This window comes from Desulfovirgula thermocuniculi DSM 16036, from assembly GCF_000429345.1.
GTDB lineage: Bacteria > Bacillota > Desulfotomaculia > Desulfotomaculales > Desulfovirgulaceae > Desulfovirgula > Desulfovirgula thermocuniculi.
This window is the reverse complement of record NZ_AUBR01000008.1, coordinates 14,542-36,607: the sequence shown is the minus strand read 5'-3', so window position 1 is coordinate 36,607 and position 22,066 is coordinate 14,542. Positions and strand designations below refer to the sequence as shown.

The 22,066-nt window shown below is 67.5% G+C and carries 21 protein-coding genes and 1 pseudogene; 5 read left to right on the top strand and 17 right to left on the bottom strand.

What is annotated here, in order from left to right; translation table 11 throughout:
• Positions 1–3: 3 nt before the first annotated feature.
• The 9 genes from smpB to G454_RS17530 form a co-directional block, all read right to left on the bottom strand.
• Positions 4–456: an SsrA-binding protein SmpB gene (gene smpB / locus G454_RS0103360; RefSeq protein WP_425387426.1), complete on the bottom strand. Its 453-nt coding sequence runs from the start codon at positions 454–456 to the stop codon at positions 4–6.
• Between the two features lie 170 nt (positions 457–626).
• Positions 627–1,100: a YbaK/EbsC family protein gene (locus tag G454_RS0103355; protein ID WP_027717460.1), complete on the bottom strand. Its 474-nt coding sequence runs from the start codon at positions 1,098–1,100 to the stop codon at positions 627–629.
• Between the two features lie 43 nt (positions 1,101–1,143).
• Complete coding sequence (locus G454_RS0103350) at positions 1,144–1,869, bottom strand: FadR/GntR family transcriptional regulator (protein WP_211229927.1); 726 nt, start codon at positions 1,867–1,869, stop codon at positions 1,144–1,146.
• A gap of 4 nt (positions 1,870–1,873) precedes the next feature.
• Positions 1,874–2,722, bottom strand: coding sequence for a carboxylating nicotinate-nucleotide diphosphorylase (gene nadC / locus G454_RS0103345; RefSeq protein WP_027717458.1), 849 nt, complete (start codon positions 2,720–2,722; stop codon positions 1,874–1,876).
• A gap of 32 nt (positions 2,723–2,754) precedes the next feature.
• Positions 2,755–4,329 carry an L-aspartate oxidase gene (gene nadB / locus G454_RS0103340; RefSeq protein ID WP_027717457.1) on the bottom strand — a complete coding sequence of 525 codons (1,575 nt, stop codon included), beginning with the start codon at positions 4,327–4,329 and terminating at the stop codon, positions 2,755–2,757.
• A gap of 19 nt (positions 4,330–4,348) precedes the next feature.
• Positions 4,349–5,281: a quinolinate synthase NadA gene (gene nadA, locus G454_RS0103335; RefSeq protein ID WP_035106733.1), complete on the bottom strand. Its 933-nt coding sequence runs from the start codon at positions 5,279–5,281 to the stop codon at positions 4,349–4,351.
• 121 nt (positions 5,282–5,402) lie between these two features.
• Entirely contained in the window at positions 5,403–5,786 is a 384-nt protein-coding gene (panD, locus tag G454_RS0103330; protein ID WP_027717455.1) for an aspartate 1-decarboxylase, read from the bottom strand.
• A gap of 15 nt (positions 5,787–5,801) precedes the next feature.
• Positions 5,802–6,662 (bottom strand): pantoate--beta-alanine ligase, encoded by an 861-nt coding sequence (gene panC / locus G454_RS0103325; RefSeq protein ID WP_027717454.1) that lies wholly within the window; start codon positions 6,660–6,662, stop codon positions 5,802–5,804.
• Positions 6,641–7,555: a Rossmann-like and DUF2520 domain-containing protein gene (locus tag G454_RS17530; RefSeq protein ID WP_051275813.1), complete on the bottom strand. Its 915-nt coding sequence runs from the start codon at positions 7,553–7,555 to the stop codon at positions 6,641–6,643. Before G454_RS17530 ends, panC begins: the two co-directional genes overlap by 22 nt.
• Positions 7,556–7,995: 440 nt before the next feature.
• Between G454_RS17530 and G454_RS17525 the strand changes: the two genes are divergently transcribed.
• Both G454_RS17525 and G454_RS20235 read left to right on the top strand, forming a co-directional pair.
• Entirely contained in the window at positions 7,996–9,390 is a 1,395-nt protein-coding gene (locus G454_RS17525; protein ID WP_051275811.1) for an MFS transporter, read from the top strand.
• Positions 9,347–10,636 (top strand): metal-dependent hydrolase family protein, encoded by a 1,290-nt coding sequence (locus G454_RS20235; RefSeq protein ID WP_051275809.1) that lies wholly within the window; start codon positions 9,347–9,349, stop codon positions 10,634–10,636. The genes G454_RS17525 and G454_RS20235 overlap by 44 nt, the downstream gene beginning before the upstream one ends.
• A 42-nt stretch (positions 10,637–10,678) precedes the next feature.
• Here the strand turns inward: G454_RS20235 and folK are convergent, their stop codons facing one another.
• From folK to G454_RS17505, 5 genes and pseudogenes are all read right to left on the bottom strand, one after another.
• On the bottom strand, positions 10,679–11,155 hold the full coding sequence (gene folK / locus G454_RS17515; protein ID WP_035106731.1) for a 2-amino-4-hydroxy-6-hydroxymethyldihydropteridine diphosphokinase: 477 nt from the start codon (positions 11,153–11,155) through the stop codon (positions 10,679–10,681).
• A 13-nt stretch (positions 11,156–11,168) separates the two neighbouring features.
• Positions 11,169–11,546: a dihydroneopterin aldolase gene (folB, locus tag G454_RS0103300; RefSeq protein WP_027717453.1), complete on the bottom strand. Its 378-nt coding sequence runs from the start codon at positions 11,544–11,546 to the stop codon at positions 11,169–11,171.
• Entirely contained in the window at positions 11,513–12,733 is a 1,221-nt protein-coding gene (gene folP / locus G454_RS17510; RefSeq protein ID WP_245574303.1) for a dihydropteroate synthase, read from the bottom strand. The genes folB and folP overlap by 34 nt, the downstream gene beginning before the upstream one ends.
• Positions 12,734–12,759: 26 nt before the next feature.
• Positions 12,760–13,275, bottom strand: a complete 516-nt coding sequence (locus G454_RS0103290) for an HD domain-containing protein (protein WP_245574302.1) — start codon at positions 13,273–13,275, stop codon at positions 12,760–12,762.
• 183 nt (positions 13,276–13,458) lie between these two features.
• A pseudogene (locus G454_RS17505) lies at positions 13,459–13,785 on the bottom strand (DUF134 domain-containing protein); the annotation flags it as partial.
• 154 nt (positions 13,786–13,939) lie between these two features.
• Here G454_RS17505 and G454_RS0103280 point away from each other — a divergent pair.
• The 3 genes from G454_RS0103280 to G454_RS0103270 are packed head-to-tail and all read left to right on the top strand — an operon-like array spanning position 13,940 to position 19,048.
• Positions 13,940–15,466 carry an AAA family ATPase gene (locus G454_RS0103280; RefSeq protein WP_027717451.1) on the top strand — a complete coding sequence of 509 codons (1,527 nt, stop codon included), beginning with the start codon at positions 13,940–13,942 and terminating at the stop codon, positions 15,464–15,466.
• The gene (locus G454_RS20230; RefSeq protein WP_027717450.1) at positions 15,423–17,339 is read left to right on the top strand and encodes an outer membrane protein assembly factor BamB family protein; all 1,917 of its coding nucleotides are present in this window, start codon (positions 15,423–15,425) and stop codon (positions 17,337–17,339) included. The genes G454_RS0103280 and G454_RS20230 overlap by 44 nt, the downstream gene beginning before the upstream one ends.
• Positions 17,336–19,048 carry a vWA domain-containing protein gene (locus G454_RS0103270; RefSeq protein WP_027717449.1) on the top strand — a complete coding sequence of 571 codons (1,713 nt, stop codon included), beginning with the start codon at positions 17,336–17,338 and terminating at the stop codon, positions 19,046–19,048. Before G454_RS20230 ends, G454_RS0103270 begins: the two co-directional genes overlap by 4 nt.
• An 83-nt stretch (positions 19,049–19,131) precedes the next feature.
• Here G454_RS0103270 and G454_RS0103265 read toward each other — a convergent pair whose 3' ends face one another.
• From G454_RS0103265 to ndk, 3 genes are all read right to left on the bottom strand, one after another.
• Entirely contained in the window at positions 19,132–20,892 is a 1,761-nt protein-coding gene (locus G454_RS0103265) for a formate--tetrahydrofolate ligase (RefSeq protein WP_027717448.1), read from the bottom strand.
• Between the two features lie 166 nt (positions 20,893–21,058).
• A complete protein-coding gene (locus G454_RS0103260; RefSeq protein ID WP_027717447.1) occupies positions 21,059–21,460 on the bottom strand; it encodes a thioesterase family protein in 402 nt (133 codons plus the stop codon).
• Positions 21,461–21,574: 114 nt separating this feature from the next.
• The gene (gene ndk, locus G454_RS0103255; protein WP_027717446.1) at positions 21,575–22,033 is read right to left on the bottom strand and encodes a nucleoside-diphosphate kinase; all 459 of its coding nucleotides are present in this window, start codon (positions 22,031–22,033) and stop codon (positions 21,575–21,577) included.
• Positions 22,034–22,066 lie beyond the last annotated feature (33 nt).

Genomic DNA, 22,066 nt, shown 5'->3' with positions numbered 1-22,066 from the left:
ATGCTATATTTTGCCCCGCAGGGCCCGCTCGATTTCCCGGCGGGCGTCCCGCGCGGCTATGTCTTCCCGCTTGTCAATGGCTTTCTTGCCCCGCGCCAGGGCCAGCTCCACCTTGGCCTTACCCCGCTCGTTAAAGTACACCTTCAACGGCACGAGGGTGAGACCCTTTTCACGGCTCTTGCCCAAAAGGCGCATGATTTCCCTTTTGTGCATGAGGAGCTTCCTGGTACGCTTGGGCTCGTGGTTAAAGCGGTTCCCCTGGTCGTAGGGGCTGATGTGCATGTTGTACAGGAACAGCTCGCCGTTTTCCACGCGGGCGTAGCTGTCCTGCAGGTTGGCCCGTCCGGCCCGCAGGGACTTCACCTCGGTGCCGGTAAGGACGATGCCCGCTTCGTAGGTTTCCAGGATGTGATAGTCATGGCGGGCCCGCCTGTTGACCGTGACCACCTTACCCACCATGACCACCCCTTTTCCGCCGATAAACTAAGCCCGCACCGCCTGTGGTGGGGCTTACACCGTGCCTAAGTAAATTATAGCAGACTGGCCCGCGCCGTCAAGGGCCCTGCGCCCGGGCCGCCGCCGTTTTTTGCCCGGCGCCCGGCTCCCGCCCGCCCGCGCCCCCCCGCTCACGATAAATCGCAGAGCTCGCCGCCGGTGATGGCCAGCAACTGCTCCACCGTCACCGGGGCGGCTGAGCGGGGGCTGCCGGCGGCAATGTACACGCAGGGAAATCTCTTCATGCTCACGTCAATGAGCACGCGCACGGGCCGCTTTAAGGCAAAGGGGCACACGCCGCCGGGCGGGAAGCCGGTGACCTCTTCAATGGTCCGGGCGTCGGCCAGCTTCACCTTGCCCTTTACCCCCAGGTGGGCCTTTAGCTTGGACTGGCTTACCTTCACGTCGCCGCTGGTGACCACCATGACCATCTGGCCGCCCACCTCAAAGAGCACCGACTTGGCAATCTGCCCCACCTCCACCCCCACGGCGCGGGCGGCCAGCTCCGCCGTGTGGGTGCTCTCGTCAAACTCGCGCACCTCAATGTTAAAGGGGAAGCGGGCGAGAAAAGCCCGCACCCTCTCCACCGGGTTCTCCAACGCCATAAGCCTCCCGCCAAGAGTTCTTAAAAACGCCTGCCCTGCTGCCCTACACCTTGAGACCCTTTTCCACCTTGTCCAGGTGCTCAAACATGGCCCGCCGGGCGTCCCCGTCCCGGCCCTCCCGGATGGCCTGGTAGATGGCGCGGTGCTCGTTTAAGAGGCGCTGCGGGGTGCCGGGAGTGCGGTAGAGCTCCATGCGGGCCTTGCGCAGCACCTTTTGCATGGTGCCGGCAATGGTGTTCATGAGCTCCACCACCAGGGAGTTGTGGGTGGCTACGGCCACGGCGTAGTGGAACTTCCAGTCGGCCTTTTCCCCCAGGTTGCCGGCCCGAATGTCCGCCTCCATTTCCGCCAGGGCCTCCTCCATCCTGGCCAGGTCCTCGGGAGTGTGCCTTAAGGAGGCCAGGCCGGCGGACTCCACCTCCAGGATGCGGCGGAGCTCCATGAGCTCTTTCGTGGTGTTTTTGTCCATCAGGAGCGCCAGGGCCAGCATTTCCGTAAAGGCCTGGGGCTCCACGCGGCGGATGAAGGCCCCCTCGCCCGGCTTCACCTCCAGGATGCCCAGGGCCTCCAGGGCGCGAAAGGCCTCCCGCACCGCCGAGCGGCCTACCTGGAGCTTTTCCGCCAGCTCCTTTTCCGAAACCAGCTTGTCGCCGGGAGCCAGCACCCCTTCGGCAATCAGCTGCTTGACCTGCTCGACGATCTCCTCGTAAATTTTCTTGTTCCTCACCGGCTTCAGCTCGTACACGGCCCGCCCACCGCCGCTCCGCAAAATACTACAGGGGCTTTAGTTCCCCCACGTCCAGGCTGATGTCCAGGGCCCTGGCCGAGTGGGTGAGGGCGCCCAGGGAAATGAAGTCCACGCCCGTTTTGGCCACCTCCACGATGTTTTGCTCGGTGATGCCGCCGGAGGCCTCCAGGAGGGCGCGCCCGGCGGCCATCTCCACGGCCCTGGCGATTGTCTGGACGTCCATGTTGTCCAGCATGATTACGTCCGCCCCGGCGGCCAGCGCCTCTTCCACCCCGGCCAGGTCCTCCACCTCCACCTCCACCTTCATGGTGTGGGGGATGCTCGCCCTGGCCAGCTCCACCGCCCGGGTGATGCTGCCGGCAATCTTGATGTGGTTGTCCTTAATTAACACGGCGTCAAAGAGGCCGAAGCGGTGGTTCTGGCCTCCGCCCACGCGCACGGCGTACTTTTCCAGGAGACGCAGGCCCGGTGTGGTCTTGCGGGTGTCCACGATCTTTGCCTTGTAGCCGCGGATGAGGTCCACCAGCCGGGCGGTGTAGGTGGCAATGCCCGACATGCGCTGCAGGAAGTTCAAGGCCACCCGCTCGCCGCTCAATATGGCCCGCGCGTCGCCCTCCACCCGCGCCAGGAGCTGGCCGGCCTGCACCCTCTCCCCCTCGCGCACCCGCTGCTGGAAGGAGATGCCCGGGGAGAGGCGCCGGAACACCGCCTGGGCCACCGGCAGGCCGGCCACCACGCCGGGCTCCTTGGCCCTGATGAAGCCGATGGTGGTGTGCCCGGGAGGCACAATGCTGTTGGTGGTGATGTCCCCCGTGCCGATGTCCTCTTTTAAAACCCTGTCGATGAGCTCTTCCAGCAGGATAACGTTGAGCATGGGCTAAACTCCCCTTATGTTTATGGCGGTTTTTAGCGGCGCAGGATAATGTGCTTTAGCCATATGTCCCGCGGCGCCGGGTAATCAAGGCGGTAGTGCCCTCCCCGACTCTCCGTGCGCAAAAGGGCCGCCTGGGCCACCAGTTGGCCGACCAGGAGCATGTTGCGCAGCTCCATTTCCTCCACGCCCGCCGCCTGGTGCTTCTCCAGGAAAGACCACTGCGCGAAAAAGGAGAGAGCCTCCTCCAGCCCCCGGGCGTCGCGCACGGGGCCCACGTGCCTGGACATGACGCGCTTTAAGCGGCGGCGCAGGTCCCCGACGTCCAAAGGCGGGGCCTCCTCCAGCTCCCGGCAGGAAAACTCGGGCCGCCGCGCGGGCCCCGCGGGGCTCCCGGCCACCCTCTCCACGATGCGCCCGCCGAAGACCAGACCGTCTAAAAGCGAGTTGCTGGCCAGCCTGTTTGCCCCGTGCACCCCCTGGCAGGCCACCTCGCCGCAGGCGTACAGGCCTTCGATGCTCGTCTCCCCGTGGAGGTTGGTCTTCACGCCCCCCATCATGTAGTGGGCGGCGGGGGCCACCGGCAGGAGGTCCTTGGTGATGTCCAGGCCGTAGGCGGCGCAGGTCCTGGTGATGTTGGGAAAGCGCTGGCGCACCGCTTCCGGGTCGAGGTGGGAGAGGTCGAGGTAGACGTGGGGGACCCCCGTCTGCTCCATCTCCGCCAGGATGGCCCTCACCACCACGTCCCGGGGCGCCAGCTCGGCCAGCCGGTGGTAACGGGGCATAAAGCGCTCTCCGCGGGCGTTGCGCAAGATAGCCCCCTCGCCCCGCACGGCCTCGGAAATGAGAAAAGGGGGCGCCCCCGGCAGGCTCAGGACGGTGGGGTGAAACTGCACGAACTCCATGTCCATGAGCTCTGCCCCCGCGCGGTAGGCCATGGCCATGCCGTCGCCCGTGGCCACCTCCGGGTTGGTGCTAACCTCGAAAAGCTGGCCCAGCCCGCCGGTAGCCAGCACCACCGCCCGGCCCCAGAATACTTTTAGCCGTTCGCCGGCCAGGGCCAGCACGCCGTAGCACCTGCCCTCGTGCACCAGGAGGTCCACGGCAAAGTGGTTTTCCCTAACCTCCACGCCGGGGAGTTGCCTCACCGCCAGGGAGAGAACCCGCTGGATCTCCGCCCCGGTGGCGTCCCCGGCGGCGTGCAGGATGCGCCGCCGGCTGTGGGCCCCTTCCCGGGTGAGGGCGAGCCTGCCGTTCTCGCGGTCAAACCTCGCCCCCATCTCCATCAGCTCCCGGACGCGCTCCGGCCCCTCGTTCACCAGCACCCGCACCGCGTCCCGGTCGCAGAGCCCCGCCCCGGCGGCAATGGTGTCCTGGTAGTGCAGCTCCGGCGAATCGGAGCTGCCCAGGGCGGCGGCAATCCCCCCCTGGGCCCGGTCGGTGCTGCTGTCCTCCACGCCGTGCTTGGTCAGCACCACCACCCGCCAGCCGCGGCGGCCGGCGGCGTGGGCTGTGTAAAGCCCGGCGATACCGCTCCCAAGCACCACCAGGTCCCAGCTCTCCTGGGGCAGCCGCCGGCTGTCAAAGTTCACCAGGTAGCGCCCGCTCACCCCTTACCCCCTCCCGGGTTCAGCTCAGCTCCAGCATGCGCGCAAGGGCGCGCAGGGCCCCCTCGCGGATCTCCGGCGGCACGGTGACGCGCGGCTCCAGGGTCAGCAGGGAGCGGTGCACCTTTTCCAGGGTGGTGGCCTTCATGTTGGGGCAGATGAGCTTGGGGGAGGCCAGGTAAAAGCTCTTGCCCGGGCACTGCTTCCGGAACTGGTGGAGGATGCCCTCCTCGGTGCCGATGATGAACTCCCGGGCCTCGCTCTCCCGGGCGTAGCGGATCATGCCCGTGGTGCTGGCCACCGCGTCGGCCAGCTCCACCACCTCCGGGCGGCACTCGGGGTGCACCAGCACCAGGGCCCCGGGGTGGGCCTTCTTGGCCTCCAGGACTTCCTCCCTGGTCAGCCTGTCGTGGGTGCTGCAGTAGCCGCCCCAGAGGATGAGGTCCCTCCCCGTCTTCTTGGCCACGTAGCGGCCCAGGTTCTGGTCGGGAATGAAGAGGATGGGCCGATCCTTAGGGAGGGAAGAAACGACCTTCACGGCATTGGCGCTGGTGCAGCAGACGTCGCTTTCCGCCTTGACGGCCGCCGAGGTGTTCACGTAGCACACCACAATGGCCCCGGGGATCTCCTTCTTGGTCTCCCGCAGGTCCTCCACGGTAACCATGTCGGCCATGGGGCAGCCGGCCTTGATCTCCGGCAAAAGAACGATTTTATCCGGGGAGAGGATGGCCGCGCTCTCGGCCATGAAGTGCACGCCGCAGAAGACGATCACCTCGGCGTCCGTCTTGGCCGCCTGCTGGGAAAGGCCGAGGGAGTCCCCTACGTAGTCGGCCACTTCCTGCACCTCCGGGCGCTGGTAGACGTGGCTCAGGATGACCGCCCGGCGCTCCCTTTTCAGTTGTTTGATTTCCTCCGTCAGGCGCCTGATCTTTTCCTCTCTTTCTTTTTCTTCCATGGCTCCCTCCAGAATGCCCGGGGCCGGACTTTATTGAGGATATTCTACCCCCCGCTTTTTTTGCTTGTCAAGGCAACCCCTGTGCACTTGGTCCGGCCCCCGTGCGCCTGGGCAAGGGCCCCTACCCCGCCTGGCCGTGCTCCTCGGCGCGCCGCACCTCCAGCACGCGGTTGTGCTCGTCCACCAGCACCACCGTGGGGGAAAAGTCGGCGGCCTCCGCGGGGGTCATGAGGGCGTAGGCAATGATGATCACCTTGTCGCCGGGCTGCACCAGCCGGGCCGCGGCGCCGTTCAAGCAGATGGTGCCGGAGTTACGCGGCCCCTTGATGACGTAGGTCTCAAAGCGCTCCCCGTTGTTCAGGTTGACCAGCTGCACCTTCTCGTGGGGCAGGATGCCGGAAGCCTCCAGAAGGGCCTCGTCAATGGTAATGCTGCCCATGTAGTGCAGGTTGGCCTCGGTAACCGTGGCGCGGTGGATCTTGGCCTTAAAAAGCGTGATAAACACTCAAACCCACCCCCTCTAGAATATCCCCGCGGCGTCTCCCAAAACGGTGTTGTCGATCAGGCGGGCAGGACCTATGCGCACGGCCAGGGCCAGGAGGGCCGGCCCTTCCACGCGCTCCAGGGGCTCTAAATTGGGCAGACTCCTGACCTCCACGTACTCGATTTCTATCCCCGGCGACTCCCCGAGTACGCCCCGCACCAGCTCCACGATCTTCTCCGCCTGCCGCTCGCCGGCCTTATAGACCTCCTCGGCGGCCCGCAGGCTGCGGGGGATGGCGGCGGCCAGCTGCCTCTCCCGGGGGCTTAAGTACACGTTGCGGGAGCTCATGGCCAGGCCGTCCTCTTCCCGCACCGTGGGCAGGACCACCACCTCCAGGTCCATGTTGAGGTCCCGCACCATTTTCTTGATCACCAGCGCCTGCTGGGCGTCCTTCTGGCCGAAATAGGCCCTGTCCGGTTGCACGATGTTAAAGAGCTTGGCCACCACCGTGGTCACGCCCCGGAAGTGCCCCGGGCGGAAAACCCCGCAGAGGCACTCGGTGATCCCCTGCACCTCCACGTAGGTGGCATAGCCCGGCGGGTACATCTCCTCCACGGAGGGGTAAAAGATGGCGTCCACGCCCGCGCCCTCGGCCAGCTCCCTGTCCCGCTGGAAGTCCCGCGGGTAGCGCTGGTAGTCCTCCCGCGGGCCAAACTGCAGGGGGTTGACGAAGATGCTCACCACCACCACGCCGCACTCCTCCCGGGCGCGGCGCATGAGGGACAGGTGGCCTTCGTGGAAGTAGCCCATGGTGGGCACAAAGCCCACGGTCTTCCCCTCGGCGCGGGCCCGGCGCACGAAATCGCGCACCTCTTTTACGGTGTGCAGGATAACCACGTCGGCACCTCCTTGCCGGCACCTTCTTTCAGCACCCTCCGTAATTCCCTTGCCTGCTCCTCCCCGATGGAGCCCTTTTCCAGGGCCACGCGCACGGTGTACAGGCCCAGCAGGCGGTACACCTGCGCCTCCAGGTCCCCCACCCCCTCCAGCGGCCCGAGGTGGCCGGCCACGGTGCCCGCGTCCCCCCTGGCAATGGGGCCGGTGAGGGCCTGCGCCGGGCCCAGGGCGCGGATGTTGTTCACGGTGCCCTGCACCAGGGGGTACAGCGCCTCAAAGGCCTCCCGCGGCGAAAGCCCGAAGCGCGCGTATATGTTGGCAGCCAGGTGCATGAGGGAAACCAGGTAGTTGGAGGCGATGCAGGCCGCCGCGTGGTAGAGCACTTTGTCTTGCGCGCGGATGACAAAGGGCTTCCCCCCCAGGTCCTCCGCCACCTGCCGCGCCAGGGGCAGGGCCTCCTCGTCCCCCTCCAGGGCAAAGTACGAGCCGGGGAGGTTCCGCCTGGCCGCTTCCACGTCGGCAAAGGACTGCAGGGGGTGGATGGACACCGCCAGGGCGCCGGCCTCCCGCGCGCCTTTCAGCTCCCCGGAGGGATGGGCGCCGCTGGTGTGGGCCACCACCTGGCCGGCCCTAAAGCCGCCCTTTTCGGCAATGGCCCGCGACACGGGGGCAATTTCGCGGTCCGGCGTGGTGATGAAGACCAGGTCTGCCGCGCGGGCCGCCTCTTCCGGGCGCTCGTAAGCGGGGCAGCCGGCGGCTTCGGCCAGCCTTTTGGCCGAGGCGTAGCTCCTGCTGGCCACCCCGGCCACCGGGTAGCCCCTCTCTTTCAGGAGCAGCGCCAGGGCGCTGCCCACCTTCCCGCAGCCCACGACGGCTATGGCCGGCTTGGGCATATCTCTCACCCCGCAAAATTAAAAAGGCCTTCCGGAAATGCCCGAAAGGCCTGCTTATCCCGTGCCCGTCTCGGTCCTCTCCGGATCCAAGCGGAAAAGCTATGTTTAGCTGTGCTGCTGCACTTTAGCAGGGAGCGGTGTGGTTCTCTCAAAAAGATACCACCCGCGTCAGCTTCATTTTACCACAGAGGCAAGGGGAAAACAAGCGCTCACGCTATCTTTTTATGATTTGCGCGCCCGCACGCGCCTGCGTTAAAAGCCCTCACCTTAACCTCGCCTCCGGGGCCAAGATCAAAAAAGCTCTTCGCCGAGAGCTTACGCCTTTCACCAGGCTCTTGACAAGGCATCTCGTCTTCCCCAAACAAAGCCGCCCCGCTCATGCTCAATTTGCCCTCCCCTCCGGCAGGGAGCGGGGCCGGCGGCGGCGAATAGGCAGGATTATGGAGAGAGCAAAGATTGCCGCAGGCGAGAAAAGCATCCCCGTGGCCGCCCTTTCCTTCATCCAGCTCCTGGTGCTGCTGCCGGCCTACTGCCTTCCTGCCGTGCTGCCGGTGGTGGAGAAGGAGTGGGGTATCTCCCACGCCTCCGCCGGGATGATGGTGGCCGCCTTTCAGGCCGGCTATATTGCCGCCGCCCTGGTGGCCCTGCCTCTCACCGACCGCTACGACGCCCGCTACGCGCTGGCCGGGGGAGCGGTGCTCTCCGCCGCCGCCCATTTCCTCTTCCCCCTCCTGGCGCGCGACCTGGTTTCGGGCACGCTGCTGCGGGCCCTGGCAGGGGCCGGCCTGGGGGGGATCTACATGCCCGGGATCAAGATCATCTCCCTGGCCCCCGCCCGGCGCGGGCGGGCGGTGGGCATATACGTCTCCTCCTACCTCCTGGGCACCTCCCTCTCCTTTGCCCTTACCGGGGCGCTTACCGCGCTGTGGCCCTGGCGGCCCGTTTACCTCTCCCTGGCCGCGGCGGGCATCCCGGCGGCGGCCCTCTCGCTCCTGCTCTGGAGGAGGCCGGGGGAGGTCTTTGCCCCCATTCCGCCCCGCTCCCCCGCTGCGCATGTCCCGCCCGTGCCGCCCCACGCGCCGGCCGCCGTTCTTATCATCTTCGCCTACGCCGCGCACATGTGGGAAATGTACGGCTTGCGCTCCTGGCTTTCCCCCTTCCTGACCGCCGTGCTGCAGGAACGCGCGGCCCGGGCCAATTCCCTGGCCGCCAGCCTGACCGCCCTCTCGGTGCTGCTCGGGGCCCCCTCCACCGCCCTGGCCGGCTGGATCTCCGACCGGCTGGGGCGCGCCGTTACCGCCGCGGCCCTGCTGTGCGCCAGCGCCGCCTGCTCCCTGGTCTTCGGTTGGCTCTACGGCGGCCCCCTGTGGCTCCTCCTGGCCGTGGGGGCGCTCTACAGCCTGGTGGTGACGGCGGACTCGCCGGTGTTCTCCACCGCCCTGGCGGAAGTTTCGCCCCGGGAGCGCCTGGGGCGTCTCATGGCCTGGCAGACCCTGGCGGGCTACCTCCTGGCCACCGCCGCTCCCCCCGCCTTCGGGCTGCTCCTGGACCTCTTCCCCGGGCCGCGGGGGTGGGCGGCCGCCTTTTCCTCCCTGGGGCTGGTGGCCCTGGTCGGCGCAGGCTTCATGATTTACCTCCACCGCCGCGAGCAAAAGGGCAGGCCTGCCTTGAAGGCCGGATCCCCCACCAACCCGGCCCCCCGGCAAACCGGAAATTTTGGGCGGGACCCGTCCTGCCCGCCGACGTGTACCCCCCTGAAATCCTCTCAAGTGCGGGAGCACCAAGAAAGCCATGCAGGTGACCACCCTGACCGCCGAAAAAACGCTGGTGATTAAAGCCTCCCTCACCTGGCGGGGCGGAAAGGAACCGCCGGAGGAGGGAGCCCTTATCTGCCTGCGGGGAGGGAGGGTAGCGGCCCTGGCGCCCCCGCGCGCCGGGAAGAGCACTCCCGCGCCGGCATCTCCCTGCCCCCTGGGCGGGACCTCCTGCCCGCACCCCTGCCGGGCGCAGCCGTCCGTTTTAGAGCTCCCCGGCTGCACCGTGCTCCCGGGGCTGGTGGACTGCCACGTGCACCTGGGCCTGGGAAATGGGGAAGGCCTGCCGCAGATCTTGGCCGCCTACCCCGCGCGGGGCATTTTGGCCGTGCGGGACGGGGGCGATGCCGCGGGCCTGGGGCTGGCCGCCGCCCGCCGCGTGGCTGGCGGGGATCTGGAGGGGCCGCTGGTGGTGGCTTGCGGGAGGGCCCTTTTCAAAAAAGGGGGATACGGGTCGTTTCTGGGCAGGGGGTTGGAACCGGCGGAGCTGGAGGAAGCCGTGGGCGCGCTGGTCCGCGAAGGGGCGCGGCAAATCAAGGTGCTGGTCTCGGGCCTCGTCAGCTTTAAAGAGTACGGGCGGGTGGGCCCGCCGCAGTTCGGCCCGGAGGAGCTAAGGCGCATCGTCACCTGCGCCAGGCGCCACGGCTTAAAGGTCATGGCCCACGCCAGCGGGGAGGAGGCGGTGCGCCTGGCCGTGGAAGCGGGGGTGGACTCCGTGGAGCACGGCTACTTCCTCACGCGGGAGCTGCTTTGGCGCATGGCCGAAAAGGGCGTGGCCTGGGTGCCCACGGTGATCCCGGTGGCGGCGCAGCTAAAAGAGGGCCTGCGGGAAAAGCACGGCCCGCGGGAGCGCGGGGTCATCGCCCGCACCGTGAGCCGCCAGCTGGAGATGATCGCCCTGGCCCGCGAGGCGGGCGTCAAGCTGGGGGTGGGCACGGACGCCGGCGCCGCCGGCGTGGCGCACGGCCGGAGTTTCCTCGAGGAGATCCTGCTCTACCGGGAAGCCGGCCTCTCCCCCGCGGACGTCCTCACGGCGGCCACGGCAGGCGGTGCGGAGGTCCTGGGGCTGGAGCACTTTCTGGGACGCCTTGCGCCGGGCCGCCCGGCTTATCTTTTGGCCGTGGAGGGCAACCCCTGGGAGGATCTGGAGGCGCTGGGGAGGGTGAAATACGTCATCCGGCCGGTAATCAAGGAATCCTACCCTGGCTTTGAGGGTGTGGAGGGCAAGCATCAAGCAACCGTTTGGTTTAACGAAATCTCCCGGTAGCATTGACCTTGTCGGACCCCCGTTTTTTAAAGGGGCGTTTTTTTACAGGGGGCACACGCCCGAGGTGTCGAGGCCGCACAAAAGATCCCTCACCTTCCCGCGCCCGGGCACGACCAGGTCCGGGGCCAGGTCGGCCAGGGGGACCAGCACGAAAGCCCGCTCGTGCATCCGCGGGTGGGGCACGGCGAGGTCCGGCTCGTCAACGACCAGGTCGCCGTAAAGGAGGAGGTCTAAGTCAATGACCCGCGGCCCCCAGCGCACGCCCCGCACGCGGCCCAGGCGCCGCTCGATTTCCAGGCAGGCGGCCAGCAGCTCCCGGGGCGAAAGGGCGGTATCTATTTCCGCCACGGTGTTTACAAACCAGTCCTGGTCCGTATAGCCCACCGGCGCGGTGCGGTAGAGGGGGGCTACGCGCAGGAGCGCGACCCCGGGGGTTTTTCCCAGCTCCTCCAGGGCGCGCAGGATGCCGGCCTTCTTGTCACCCATATTTGAGCCCAGCCCAATGTAGGCCCTCTCCACGGTCCCCCGCCCCCTAAGGCTTCCTGGCGCGCCGGATCTCCGCGGCCATGCAGGCGAAGTGGCCCGGCACGGGGGCGCAGGGCTTTTCCACGCGCACGGCCACCTCCTCCACCGGGAAGGAGGCCAGGAGGGCGCCGGCTATTTTTTCCGCCAGGGCCTCGATGAGCCGGCAGGGGCTGCCCGTGACCACCTCTTCCACCACCCGGTACGCCCTGGCGTAATCCACCGCCCGGGAGGGGTCGTCGGCGGTCCCGGCGGGAGAAAGGTCCAGGTAAAGCTCCACGTCTACGCGGAAGCGCTGGCCCAGCTGGCGCTCCTGGGGCAGCACGCCGTGGTAGCCGAAAAACTCCATGCCCTTTAAGATGAGACGGTCGCGCCGCTCAGGGCACACCCTGCGCCCCCCCTTCGCCGCACGACGGCGTCGGTCATGCGGGCCACCCGCACCATCTCCTTCACGTCGTGCACGCGCACGATGTCCGCACCCGCGGCAATGCCCAGGGCCACGGTGGCCGCCGTGCCCTCCAGCCGCTGGTCCACCGGCAGGTCCAGGGTCTTGCCGATGACCGACTTGCGTGAGGTGCCCAGGAGCACGGGCAGCCCCAGGCAGGACAGCTCCTCCAGCCGCGCCAGCACCTCCAGGTTCTGCTCCACGGTCTTGCCGAAGCCGATCCCCGGGTCGATGATAATCTTTTCGCGGGGGATGCCCGCCGCCTCGGCCAGGGCAATGCTCTCCCGGAAGAAGCACACTATGTCCCCCATGAGGTCACGGTACTCCGTGCCTTTTTGATTGTGCATGAGCACCACCGGGGCCCGGTAGCGCGCCACCACACCCGCCATCTCCGGGTCGGCCCGCAGCGCCCACTGATCGTTGATGAGGTGGGCGCCGCACTCCAGGGCCCGGCGAGCCACCTCGGCCTTGGTGGTGTCCACGGAAATGGGCACGGGGATCTCCGCCACCAGCATCTCCAGCACCGGCATGACCCGGCGCAGCTCCTCCTCTAAAGGCACCGGCGTGTACCCCGGGCGGGTGGACTCCCCGCCGAGGTCGATGATGTCGGCCCCTTCCTCCACCATCTGGTGGGCGCGCTCCACGGCTCTGGCCGGGTCGCTAAATTTGCCCCCGTCGGAAAAGGAGTCGGGGGTGACGTTGAGGATGCCCATGATCAGCGTCCTCTCTCCCAGCACCAGCTCCCTGCCCCGGCAGTCCAGGCGCCGCACTTTACGGCCCTCCAGGTTGGTGAGCACGCGGCGGATCTCCTCGGCCAGCGCGGCCAGCCCGAAAGGCTGCGCCTTCAGCTTGGCCACCAGGGACTCCAGCTGCTTTAAGGTGCCCATGAGGATCACATCGGTGGCCTCCACCGCGCCCTCGATCACCCCCCGGTGCACGGCAGCTTCCCCGCCCCTGGCCAGCATCTCCTGCTTAAGGATGTTGGCCTGGCGGGGGGTCAGGCCGCTGATCTTGAGCACCCGGTGCACGGCCTTGGGCGCCATGAGGCCGACGCCCACGCGGTCGGCTCCTACGGCGGCTATCTCCGCGCGGGCCTGCGCCAGGTTCTTCACCTCCAGGTTGCGCACCACGAAACCCAAGGTAAACCTCCTCCCTTTCAATAAACCAGCGGCTCCCGGGCCTTTTCCATGCGCTCCGCCTTGTAGCAGTCGCCCCGCGCGCGGCAAAAAGCGCAGGGGCGGGCCAGGTCGTCGGCCCGGCACAAAACGCGCCCCAGGAGGCCCCCCTCCTCGTCCCCGCGGCGGTGGGCGGCAATGGCGCGGGTAATTACCTTCACCTCCCGGAAATTAAAACCGGCCCGCTCCAGGATGGGCCTCGCCAGGAGGGCGCCCGCGGCGGCGTGGTCCTCGCCGCAGTCGTACTGCCGGAAGCGCCCGATGTCGTGCAGGAGCCCGGCGGCGTAGACCACTTCCCTAACTGACTGGCGTCCCGCACAGCCGCACTCGCGGGCCAGGTCGTCCAGGCCCCCTCCCTCCACCAGGATGATGTAGCTGATGCGGGCCACGTCCAGCATGTGCTGGAAATCGTGGCGGCAAAAAGGCCTGTCCACCTCCCGGGCGGCGTTTTCCGCCAAGCAGCGGCGGTAAAGCCTGTCCTGCAGGATTCGCCCCACCCGGCGCAAGGCGCCTCACTCCCCGGCCTGCCGACAGCGGTCCGCCTCAGCCTCGCCGTCCCTGGCCCGCGTACAGCAAGGGTAGGGCTTTCCCTCCTCGTCCACGCGGTAAAAGTTCTGGCTGCCGCACTGCGGGCAGGCCAGCTGGCAACCCGGCGGCCCCTGGGAGCAGGGCGCGTCCCAGCGGTGGCCGCAGTCCCGGCAGAGGAAGTGGCGCTCCACCAGGCGGAAGTGCCCTCCCTCCACGCGGAGGGCCTTGCCACCCACCAGCGCTTCGGCAATCTTCGCGCGGGCGGCGGTCAAAATGCGGTGGAAGGTGGGGCGTGAGATGCCCATCCGCTCCGCGCAGGCCTCCTGCTCTAGGCCCAAGAGGTCCTTTAAGCGCACGGCTTCCAGTTCTTCGACGGTGAGGCACACCTCTTGGAGCTCCCTCTGGGGAACCCCCGCCGGTTTGAACAGGGTCAGCCGGGGGATGAACTCCACCCAGCGGCACTTCGGTGGCCTGGACATTTTGTTTTACGCCTCCCGTGACAAAACTACACCACGATTATAAACGCTGGCGCAAAAAAGTGTCAATGAAATGGAGCGGTGGCGGGGGGAAGAGGAAAACCGCCGGAGAAAAAGAAAGAGAAATTAAAAAACGGCACGGGGGCATCACAAGAACATGCCGGAAGAAGAGGTCTTGCGCGAGCTGGCCCAGTTGCTGGGGCTTCCCTGGCCCCTGCCCGCTGAGGAAGTCCGACCTCCGGCAAAAGGACGGGCCTCCGACCCCCTGCGGGAAAAGGTGCGGGCCATTTACCGGGAAATGGGGCGCCACCTCCTCTGCCCGGAGCTGGACATCCGCTTCTACCGGGGCGGCGACCTGCAGCAGGTGGACCTGGAGGCGGGCTCCCTCCTCCTGGAGATCTACCTCCCGGACGAGGCGTACAACTCCTGCCTCCTCCTCTCGCTGCTCACCGCGCTGGTTAACGGCCGGCTCCTTTACCTCGGCCAGCCGGGGACGGGAAAGACCAGCGCCGCCCTCCTGGTGGGGCAGCTGGTCTTTGGCCTTTCTCTGGAGGAACTCCGGCGCGGCATGGTGCACGGCCACCCGCAGCTTACCGTGGCCGACCTGGTGGGAAATTTGCGCCCGGAAAAGCTCATGCGCGGGGAAAAGGAGGTGGACCCCCGGCTCATCCTCACCTCCCCCGTCAAGATCATCGACGAGCTAAACCGCATCCCCTCCAAAACCCAGGCGGCCATTTTAAGCATGGTGGCCGACAACTATGCCGAGGTTTTCAACGTGCTGCTGCCCTACCGGCCCGGGCCCTACTACTTTACGGCCAACACCGTCGACCCGGGCACCTATGCCGTCATCCCGCCGCTCCTGGACCGCATCGACGCCGCCGTCAAGGCCACTTCCTTTAATGCCGAGATGGTGGACCTGCTGCCCGCCGCGGAAGCAGAAGTGGAGGCCGGGGAACTGGCCCTCACCCCCGAGGAGCGCGAGGCCATCCGGGAGCAAATCACTGCCCTGCCTCTCGCCCCCGAGGCGCTGGCGGCCATCAGCGCGGTCAAGGCCCACCTCTCCAACTGCCTGCGCGCCAGCACGGAGCCCGAGCACCAGACGAAAAACTACGCCTTAAGCCAGGGCATTCTGCCCAGCAGCCTGTGCGCCGAGTGCCAGCTGGACACCGCGCGGGCCCTGTGCGCCCAGACGGAAAACGGCCTCGAGCCGCGCACCTTAAAGGCGCTGAAGCTCTACGGGCGCGCCCTGGCCTGGTTCAGGGGCAAGGAACGCGTGGAGGTGGAGGACCTGGAGCAGATCTTCCCCTACCTGACGCAGCACAAGATCCTTCCTTCCCCCCTGGCCTTCCGGCGCAAGGAAGAGGTGAGCTACCGCGCCGACCGCGTGAGCTGGCTGCGCCGCCTGTTCGTGCAGGCCTACCGCGACGAGCAGGTGCAAGCGGAAACCTGGGTGGCCCGCTACGGCTACCACCCCTTCAAGCGGGCCCTGGCGGCGGTCGGCGAAAGTCGCCCGGCACAGGAGAAGCTGGAAATTGTCCGCCAGGCCGTGCGCGAAATAGCCAACGGCTACCACCCGGCGCAGCGGGATAAGCTGGTGCTGCTCCTGTACCTGGCGGGCCTCTTGCGGGAGGCGGAAAAAAATGAGGGAACTCTGGCGGCTCTTGCAGACGCCTTGCGCGCCTGAGGTGGAGGTGCTGGCCGCAAAGCCCTGCCGCGAAGGTCTGGCGCACCTGGCCGGGGTGGCCACGGCGGGGGACGCGCGGCAGGTGGTGGAAACGGCCCTCCTGCCGCTCCTCAGGGCGGCCCTGGCCGCGGGCTGGACGAGGGAAAGGGCGGCGCGGGAACTGGCCGCACCTTTTTTAACGCTCTGCGCCCGGGCCGTAGCCGCCGGCGAGTACCGGCCGCAGGCGCCGGGGCCAAAGGGGCTGGAGGCGCTCCTGCCGGGCCTCCGGCCCAGGCGGGACCTGGCCTACTACTTTGATACCCTCCTGCCGGGCTGCGCCGAAGCGGTGGCCCGCCTGGGCTGGGAGCGCTTTGCCCACCCCCTCTACAGGTTGGCCAGGGCCCTGTGCCTGCAGGGCAGGCGCCCGGAGGAGTGGCTGTCGCCGCTGGTGGAGTGGCGGGAACTCACCGCCGTTTACGGCCTGGAGGTGCTGCTGCGCTGGTGGCAACTGGATGCGCGCTTCAGCCCCCCGGCAAGGCGCCTGGAGGCCACGGCCTGGTGGGCGGCCCACCCCCTGCCCCGGGTAACCGGCCTGCTGGCGGCGCTGCTGGAAAGAGAAGGCGACCCGGACGTTTGCCGGGAGCTGGTGCGTCTGCTGGCCCAAAGGCCCGGCGGTGAGGCCCACCTCCTGGAGCGCCTGAAGAAGGACCGCCGCCCCTTTGTCCTGGCCGCCGTCTTAGACGCCCTCCTGGCAAAAGCCCCGGCCCAGGACCTCTGGGCGGCCTGCCGGGAAAACGGCCACCTGGCCCCCTACTGGCCGCGCCTTGCCTCCCCTGCGCAGCCGCCCCCCGCCGCCCCGCCCAGGACCCTCTTTACCTTCCACACCCGGGGCAAGGTCTACGCCGCCCCCTGGGCGGAAAACGGCATGGTCTTTGTGGCCTGCTGCGACCGCAAGCTTTACGCCCTGGATGCCCGCACGGGAAGCCTCCTGTGGGAATTCACCGCAGGGGAGGAAATATATGCGGGCCCCTGCGGCTGGCGGGGCATGGTTTACTTCGGCTGCCATGACGGTAAGGTTTACGCCCTGGAAATGCGCGCGGGAAAAAAGATCTGGGACTTCGCCACGGAGGGGGTGATCTTCTCCTCCCCGGTGGTGGCAGGAGGGACCCTCTTCGTGGGCTCGTACGACTGCCGGGTCTACGCCCTGGATGCCCGCACGGGGGCCCTGAAGTGGGCGGCGACCACGGGAGGAGGGATCAGGGCCGCTCCCGCCGTGGCCGGAGGGCGCGTCCTGGCGGGCTCCGAGGACTGGCGGGTTTACGCCTTTTGCGCCCAGACGGGTCGCCTGCTCTGGCAGGCAACCACCTCCGGCCCCGTGCGCTCCTCCCCGGTGGTGGCGGGGGAAACGGTATACGCCGGCACCGCCGACGGGCGCCTCTACGCCCTGGACCTGGAAACGGGGGTGGTGCGCTGGGTGTTCAGAACCCGCGGCGCCCTGGACGCCCCACCCTGCTACCACCAGGGCATCCTCTACGTGGCCTCCCGCGGCAGAAAGGTCTGCGCCGTAGATGCCCTCACAGGCAGGGCGCATTGGGTCTTCCGCGCCCCGGACGAGGTCTGCGCCCCGCCGGTCATCTGCGGCCAGACCCTCTTCGTGGCGGCCAGGAGCGGGCACCTCTACGCCCTCTCCGCCGTCACCGGACGCTGTTCCTGGCATTTCCACGCCGGGGGCCACGTCTACGCCGCGCTGCGCCTGGCCGACGGCGTCCTCTACGTGGGCACCCACAACCACCGGCTGCTAGCCCTGGAGGTCGATCCCTTCCCCGCGGAGCAAAGGGCGCGGGAGGACCTCCTGCGCCTGCGGGACCTCCTGGAAGAGGGAGAAGAGGCATGAGCGAGCGCGAGGCATTCGTGGACGCCTGCTGGGAAGAGGCCAAAAAGCCCTGGGGCTTCGTGCAGCTGCGGCGGCCCGTGGTTTACTGGGATCCCGAAGCGGCCAGGCAGGCCATGGGTACGCAGCTGGCCTTCTTTAACTTCGTGGAAAAAAACACCCTGGTAAACTACCCGGCCCTGGAGGCGCGGGGGGCAGGCGAGTACCTGGTGGAGCTCTTGAGCCACGAAATAGGCCACCACATGGCCATACCGGCCGACCCGCCCTCCGACGCCCTGCTGCTGCACGCCGCCTACCGCGGCCTGGGCCTTTATGAGCTGCCGGAGGACGACGAGAGGCTGGCGCGGGGCCACCGGGAGGCCGTCTTTTGGGTCAACCTCTTTGCCGACGTCATCGTCAACACCGTGCTTTACCGCGCGGGCCTGCGCATGGTCCCCTTTTACCAGAAGCTCACGGCGGGCGAGGGCAGCCCCCTCTGGCGGCTGTACCTGCGCACCCTGGAGCTGCTTTGGGAGCTGCCCCCGGAAACGCTGGCCAGCGCCCTAAGTACGCGCCTCGAGCGGGACGCGCGGCGGCTGGCGGAGGTCTTCCGCCACCTGCGGGGCAAGCGCGACTGGCCCGAGGGCATGGCCCTCTTCGCCAGGATATGCCACCCCTACTGGCCCGCCGGCGAGGGCCCCTGGCTCTCCCTCCTGGACTACCAGGGGCGCGCCAACTACCGCCGCGGCGGGCGCCCGGGGAGCGACCCCGGCCAGGGGGGCAGCCAGCACCCCGGCCCGCGCGGCCCGGCGCCCGTGAGGGAGGGCCCTTCCCGGCGGCGCACCTTGGACAAGCGGGAGGAGCGCCCGGAGGAGGAGGGGCCGGGCGGCCTGGCCGAGCACATCGACAGCCCCGCTGATTACCGCCGCCTCCTGCGGGGGCTGGGCTTTGCGGCAGCCGAAGAAGCCGAGGTCCGCTACTACCGGGACCTGGCGCGCAGGTTTGCCGTGCGCCCGGCTTCCGCGGAAGGGCAAAAGGGGGAGGAGCACCCGGAAGCCGCCGCCCGCTGGGAGCCCGGCGACCCCCCGGAGGAGCTGGACCTCCTGGCCACCCTCACCACCGGCGGCGTCATCCTGCCGGGCATCACCACCCTGCGGCGCGAGAGCGTCACCGCCGCCGCCCGGGGTAGGGGCCGGGAGGCGCCCTGGCTGGTGCTGGCACTGGATGCCAGCGGGAGCATGCCCAACCCCAAGCGCAAGCGCTCCTACGCCGTGCTGGCCGCCTTCATCCTGGCGGAGGCGGCCTTCGACGCGGGCGCACCGGTGGCGGCGGTGGTCTTCTCCGGCGACTACGAGAGCACCGGCTTCACCAGGGAGAGGGAGGCCGTAGCCTCCCTCCTGGTGCGCTATCCCGGGCGCGACACCTACTTCCCGGCGGCGGAGGTCCTGCGCCTCTGCCGCGCCGCCCCCAGGCCGCCCTACCTCTGCGTGATCAGCGACGCGGCGCTGCACAACGCCGGCGAGGCCCTGGAGGGGCTGGCGCAGGCCGCACGGGCCACCTGCGGCGGCACCCTTTACTTCATCTACCACCCCCGCCGCACCCCGCCCCCGGACATCCAGCGGCTCCTGGAAAAGGTGTCCGCCCTAGGCTACCGGGTGTGCGCCGTGACCGGGGAGGAGGACCTGCAGCGGCTGAGCCTGGCCACCGCCCGCGAGCTTTACGGGCAGGAATGAGGGGCCTCCGTGCCACGGCCAAGCGGTAAAAAGGCCCCGGGGCAAATTGCCCCGGGGCCTCGGTGTGTCCTGGGACCTGTCGTTTAGAAAAGGCCGATAACCTTGCCGGTGTTGACGTCCACGTCCACCCTGCGGAAGGCGGGATCGGAGCTGGTGCCGGGCATGAGGCTGATGGTGCCGGTGACCGGGCAGAGGAACTTGGCGCCGGAGAAGACCAGGATGTCGCGCACCGGCAGGACCCAGCCCTTGGGCACGCCCTTGAGGTCGGGGTTGTGGCTCAGGCTCAGGTGGGTCTTCACCATCATGGTCATGTAGTCCCGGAACTGCGGGTCGGACTCAAACCGCTTGGCCTTGGCCTCGGCTTCGGGCGTCCAGGTCACGCCGTCCGCGCCGTAGACCTCCCTGGCGATGATTTCCACGCGCTGGCGCAGCGGCATGTCCAGCGGGTAGAGGAACTTGAAGTCCACCTTCTCCTCGCAGGCGTCGATGACCGCGTCGGCCAGCTCCAGGGCCCCCTCGCCGCCGTAGCGCCAGTGGTTGGATACGGCGCAGCGGGCGCCGGCCTCCTCCACCAGCCGCTTCACCAGGGCAATCTCGTCCTTGGTGTCGGTGGGGAAGGAGTTGATGCAGACCACCGGGTTGATGCCGGCCTTCTTGACGATGCCCACGTGGTGCAGGAGGTTGGCAATGCCCTTCTCCAGGAGTTCCAGGTTCTCTTCGTAGTACTCCTTGGGGATGGGCCGCCCGGGCACCACCTTGGGGCCGCCGCCGTGCATCTTTAAGGCCCGGATGGTGGCCACCACCACGGAGACGTTGGGCACCAGGCCGCTCAGGCGGCACTTGACGTTCCAAAACTTCTCAAAGCCGATGTCGGCGCCGAAGCCGCTCTCCGTGACGTGGTAGTCGAACATCTTCAGGCCGATGCGGTCGGCAATGATGGAGGACTGGCCCACGGCAATGTTGGCGAAGGGCCCGGCGTGCACCAGCACGGGGTTGTACTCCACCGTGCACATGAGGGTGGGGTTGATGGTGTTGCGCATCCAGGCGCACATGGCGCCGGCCACTTCCAGGTCGGAGGTGGTTATCGGGTTGCCCTTCATGTCGTAGGCCACGGTGATCTTGCCCAGGCGCTCCCGCAGGTCCTTTAAGTCGTTGACGATGGCCAGGATGGCCATCAGCTCGGAGCTGACGGCAATCTGGAACTTGGACTGCATCATGTAGCCGTCCATCTTGCCGCCGATGCCGATGATGATGTTACGCAGGGCCTGGGCGCAAAAGTCGATCACCCAGCCCATCTCCACGTTGGTGGGGTCGATGTTCAGGCGGCGCAGGCCCCTCTGTGCCAGTTCCTCGTCGGTATAGTTGCGCTCGTGCTGCATGCGGGCGGTCAGCGCCACCATGGCCAGGTTGTGGGCGTTCATGATGTCGTTGATGTCCCCGGTGAGGCCCATGGAGAACTCGGTCATGGGGATGGCCAGGGCGTTGCCGCCACCGGCAGCCGTGCCCTTAATGTTCATGGTGGGGCCGCCGGAAGGCTGGCGGATGGCGCAGCCCACGTTCTTGCCCCGCTTGGCCAGGCCCTCCACCAGGCCCAGGGTAGTGGTGGTCTTGCCCTCGCCCAGCGGGGTGGGGGTAATGGCGGTGACGTTAATGTACTTGCCGTTGGGCCTGTTTTCCAGGCGCTTGATGATCTTCATGAAGTCCAGCTTACAAATGCGCCCGTAGGGGATGACCTCGTCCTTCTCCAGGCCGAGCCTCTCCCGCCATTCCTCGGGCGTGGGCATGTTCTTTTCCGCTTCCTCGGCTATCTGCCAGTCGGCCATTTTGGTAGGATCCCAGGGCATCTTCGCTCTTCCTCCCCCTTCTCTTGAAAATTTAAGCCTGCCTCACTCAAAACCCGGCCCAAAGCCGGGTTTTAGCCCCAAGTCTCAATTTTTTAGCTTTTTTCGCACCGCGCGCCCTGCATGACACGACTTGGCTCTGGTCGCTCTGTTAGCCCCGCTATTTCCTTTACTCCCCTTTTAGTTTGCCCTCCGCGCGGGAAAGGAAACGCTCCGTGTTGACGATGAAGCGCACGTGGGTGCCGCGGCCGATCTGCTCCTTTTCGTCGAAGGCCTCCACGCGGAAGACCAGCCTCCTGCCGTCAATTTCCACCAGCTCGGCGCGGGCGGTAACCTTCATGCCCACCGGGGTTGCCGCCAGGTGCTCCACGTCCACCTTAATGCCCACGGTCATCTGGCCCGGTTCCAGGAGCGGGTCCACCGCGGAGAGGGCCGCGTTTTCCATAAGCCCGATCATGGCCGGCGTGGCGAACACCCTGGCGCCGCCGCTGCCGTAAGCCAGGGCGGTGTTCCCCTCCGTGACCGCCGCGGTGGCCTCGCCCCGCAGGCCAACCTTTAGCGCCGCGCTCATCATTTTCCACCCCCACTACCGGGAGTTTAAATTCGGCAACTGCGCAAAGAATTCCTGCCGGGGAAAATGATTTTTATTGTATACATGTGCAAAAAATAAGGAGCGGTTATGGCTTCACCGCTCCTCCTCGTAAAGCCAGCGGTCGATGTCCCGGCGGTAGCTCAAAAGCTCCCCCTCGCCGAAAAAGAGGGCGATCTCCCGCCGGGCGCTTTCCTCCCCGTCCGAGCCGTGGATGACGTTGCGCCCGATGTCCAGGCCGTACGCGGCCCGGATGGTGCCCGGGGCCGCCTTCTGGGGGTCGGTGGCCCCCATCATCTCCCGCACCACGGACACGGCGTTCTTCCCCTCCAGGACCATGGCCACCACCGGACCGCTGGTGATGTACTCCACCAGGGGGGCAAAGAAGGGCTTGCCCCGGTGCTCGCCGTAGTGGGCTTCCGCCAGCTCGCGGGTCACCTGCATCATCTTCAGCCCGACGATTTTCAGGCCCCTCTTCTCAAAGCGGGAGATGATCTCCCCCACCAGGCCCCGCTGCACGCCGTCGGGCTTGACCATGACAAAGGTGCGCTCCAAAGCTCCATATCCCCCTTAAAAAAACGTTTTTGC

Excerpts from the sequence above, each read along its gene's own strand:
- G454_RS0103280 (WP_027717451.1), top strand. The coding sequence starts at position 13,940 with ATGCCGGAAGAAGAGGTCTTGCGCGAGCTGGCCCAGTTGCTGGGGCTT.
- G454_RS17530 (WP_051275813.1), bottom strand. The coding sequence starts at position 7,555 with ATGCCCAAGCCGGCCATAGCCGTCGTGGGCTGCGGGAAGGTGGGCAGC.
- G454_RS20230 (WP_027717450.1), top strand. The coding sequence starts at position 15,423 with ATGAGGGAACTCTGGCGGCTCTTGCAGACGCCTTGCGCGCCTGAGGTG.
- G454_RS0103270 (WP_027717449.1), top strand. The coding sequence starts at position 17,336 with ATGAGCGAGCGCGAGGCATTCGTGGACGCCTGCTGGGAAGAGGCCAAA.
- G454_RS0103260 (WP_027717447.1), bottom strand. The coding sequence starts at position 21,460 with ATGAGCGCGGCGCTAAAGGTTGGCCTGCGGGGCGAGGCCACCGCGGCG.
- G454_RS0103355 (WP_027717460.1), bottom strand. The coding sequence starts at position 1,100 with ATGGCGTTGGAGAACCCGGTGGAGAGGGTGCGGGCTTTTCTCGCCCGC.
- nadA (WP_035106733.1), bottom strand. The coding sequence starts at position 5,281 with ATGGAAGAAAAAGAAAGAGAGGAAAAGATCAGGCGCCTGACGGAGGAA.
- G454_RS0103265 (WP_027717448.1), bottom strand. The coding sequence starts at position 20,892 with ATGCCCTGGGATCCTACCAAAATGGCCGACTGGCAGATAGCCGAGGAA.
- nadC (WP_027717458.1), bottom strand. The coding sequence starts at position 2,722 with ATGCTCAACGTTATCCTGCTGGAAGAGCTCATCGACAGGGTTTTAAAA.
- G454_RS17525 (WP_051275811.1), top strand. The coding sequence starts at position 7,996 with ATGGAGAGAGCAAAGATTGCCGCAGGCGAGAAAAGCATCCCCGTGGCC.
- G454_RS20235 (WP_051275809.1), top strand. The coding sequence starts at position 9,347 with ATGCAGGTGACCACCCTGACCGCCGAAAAAACGCTGGTGATTAAAGCC.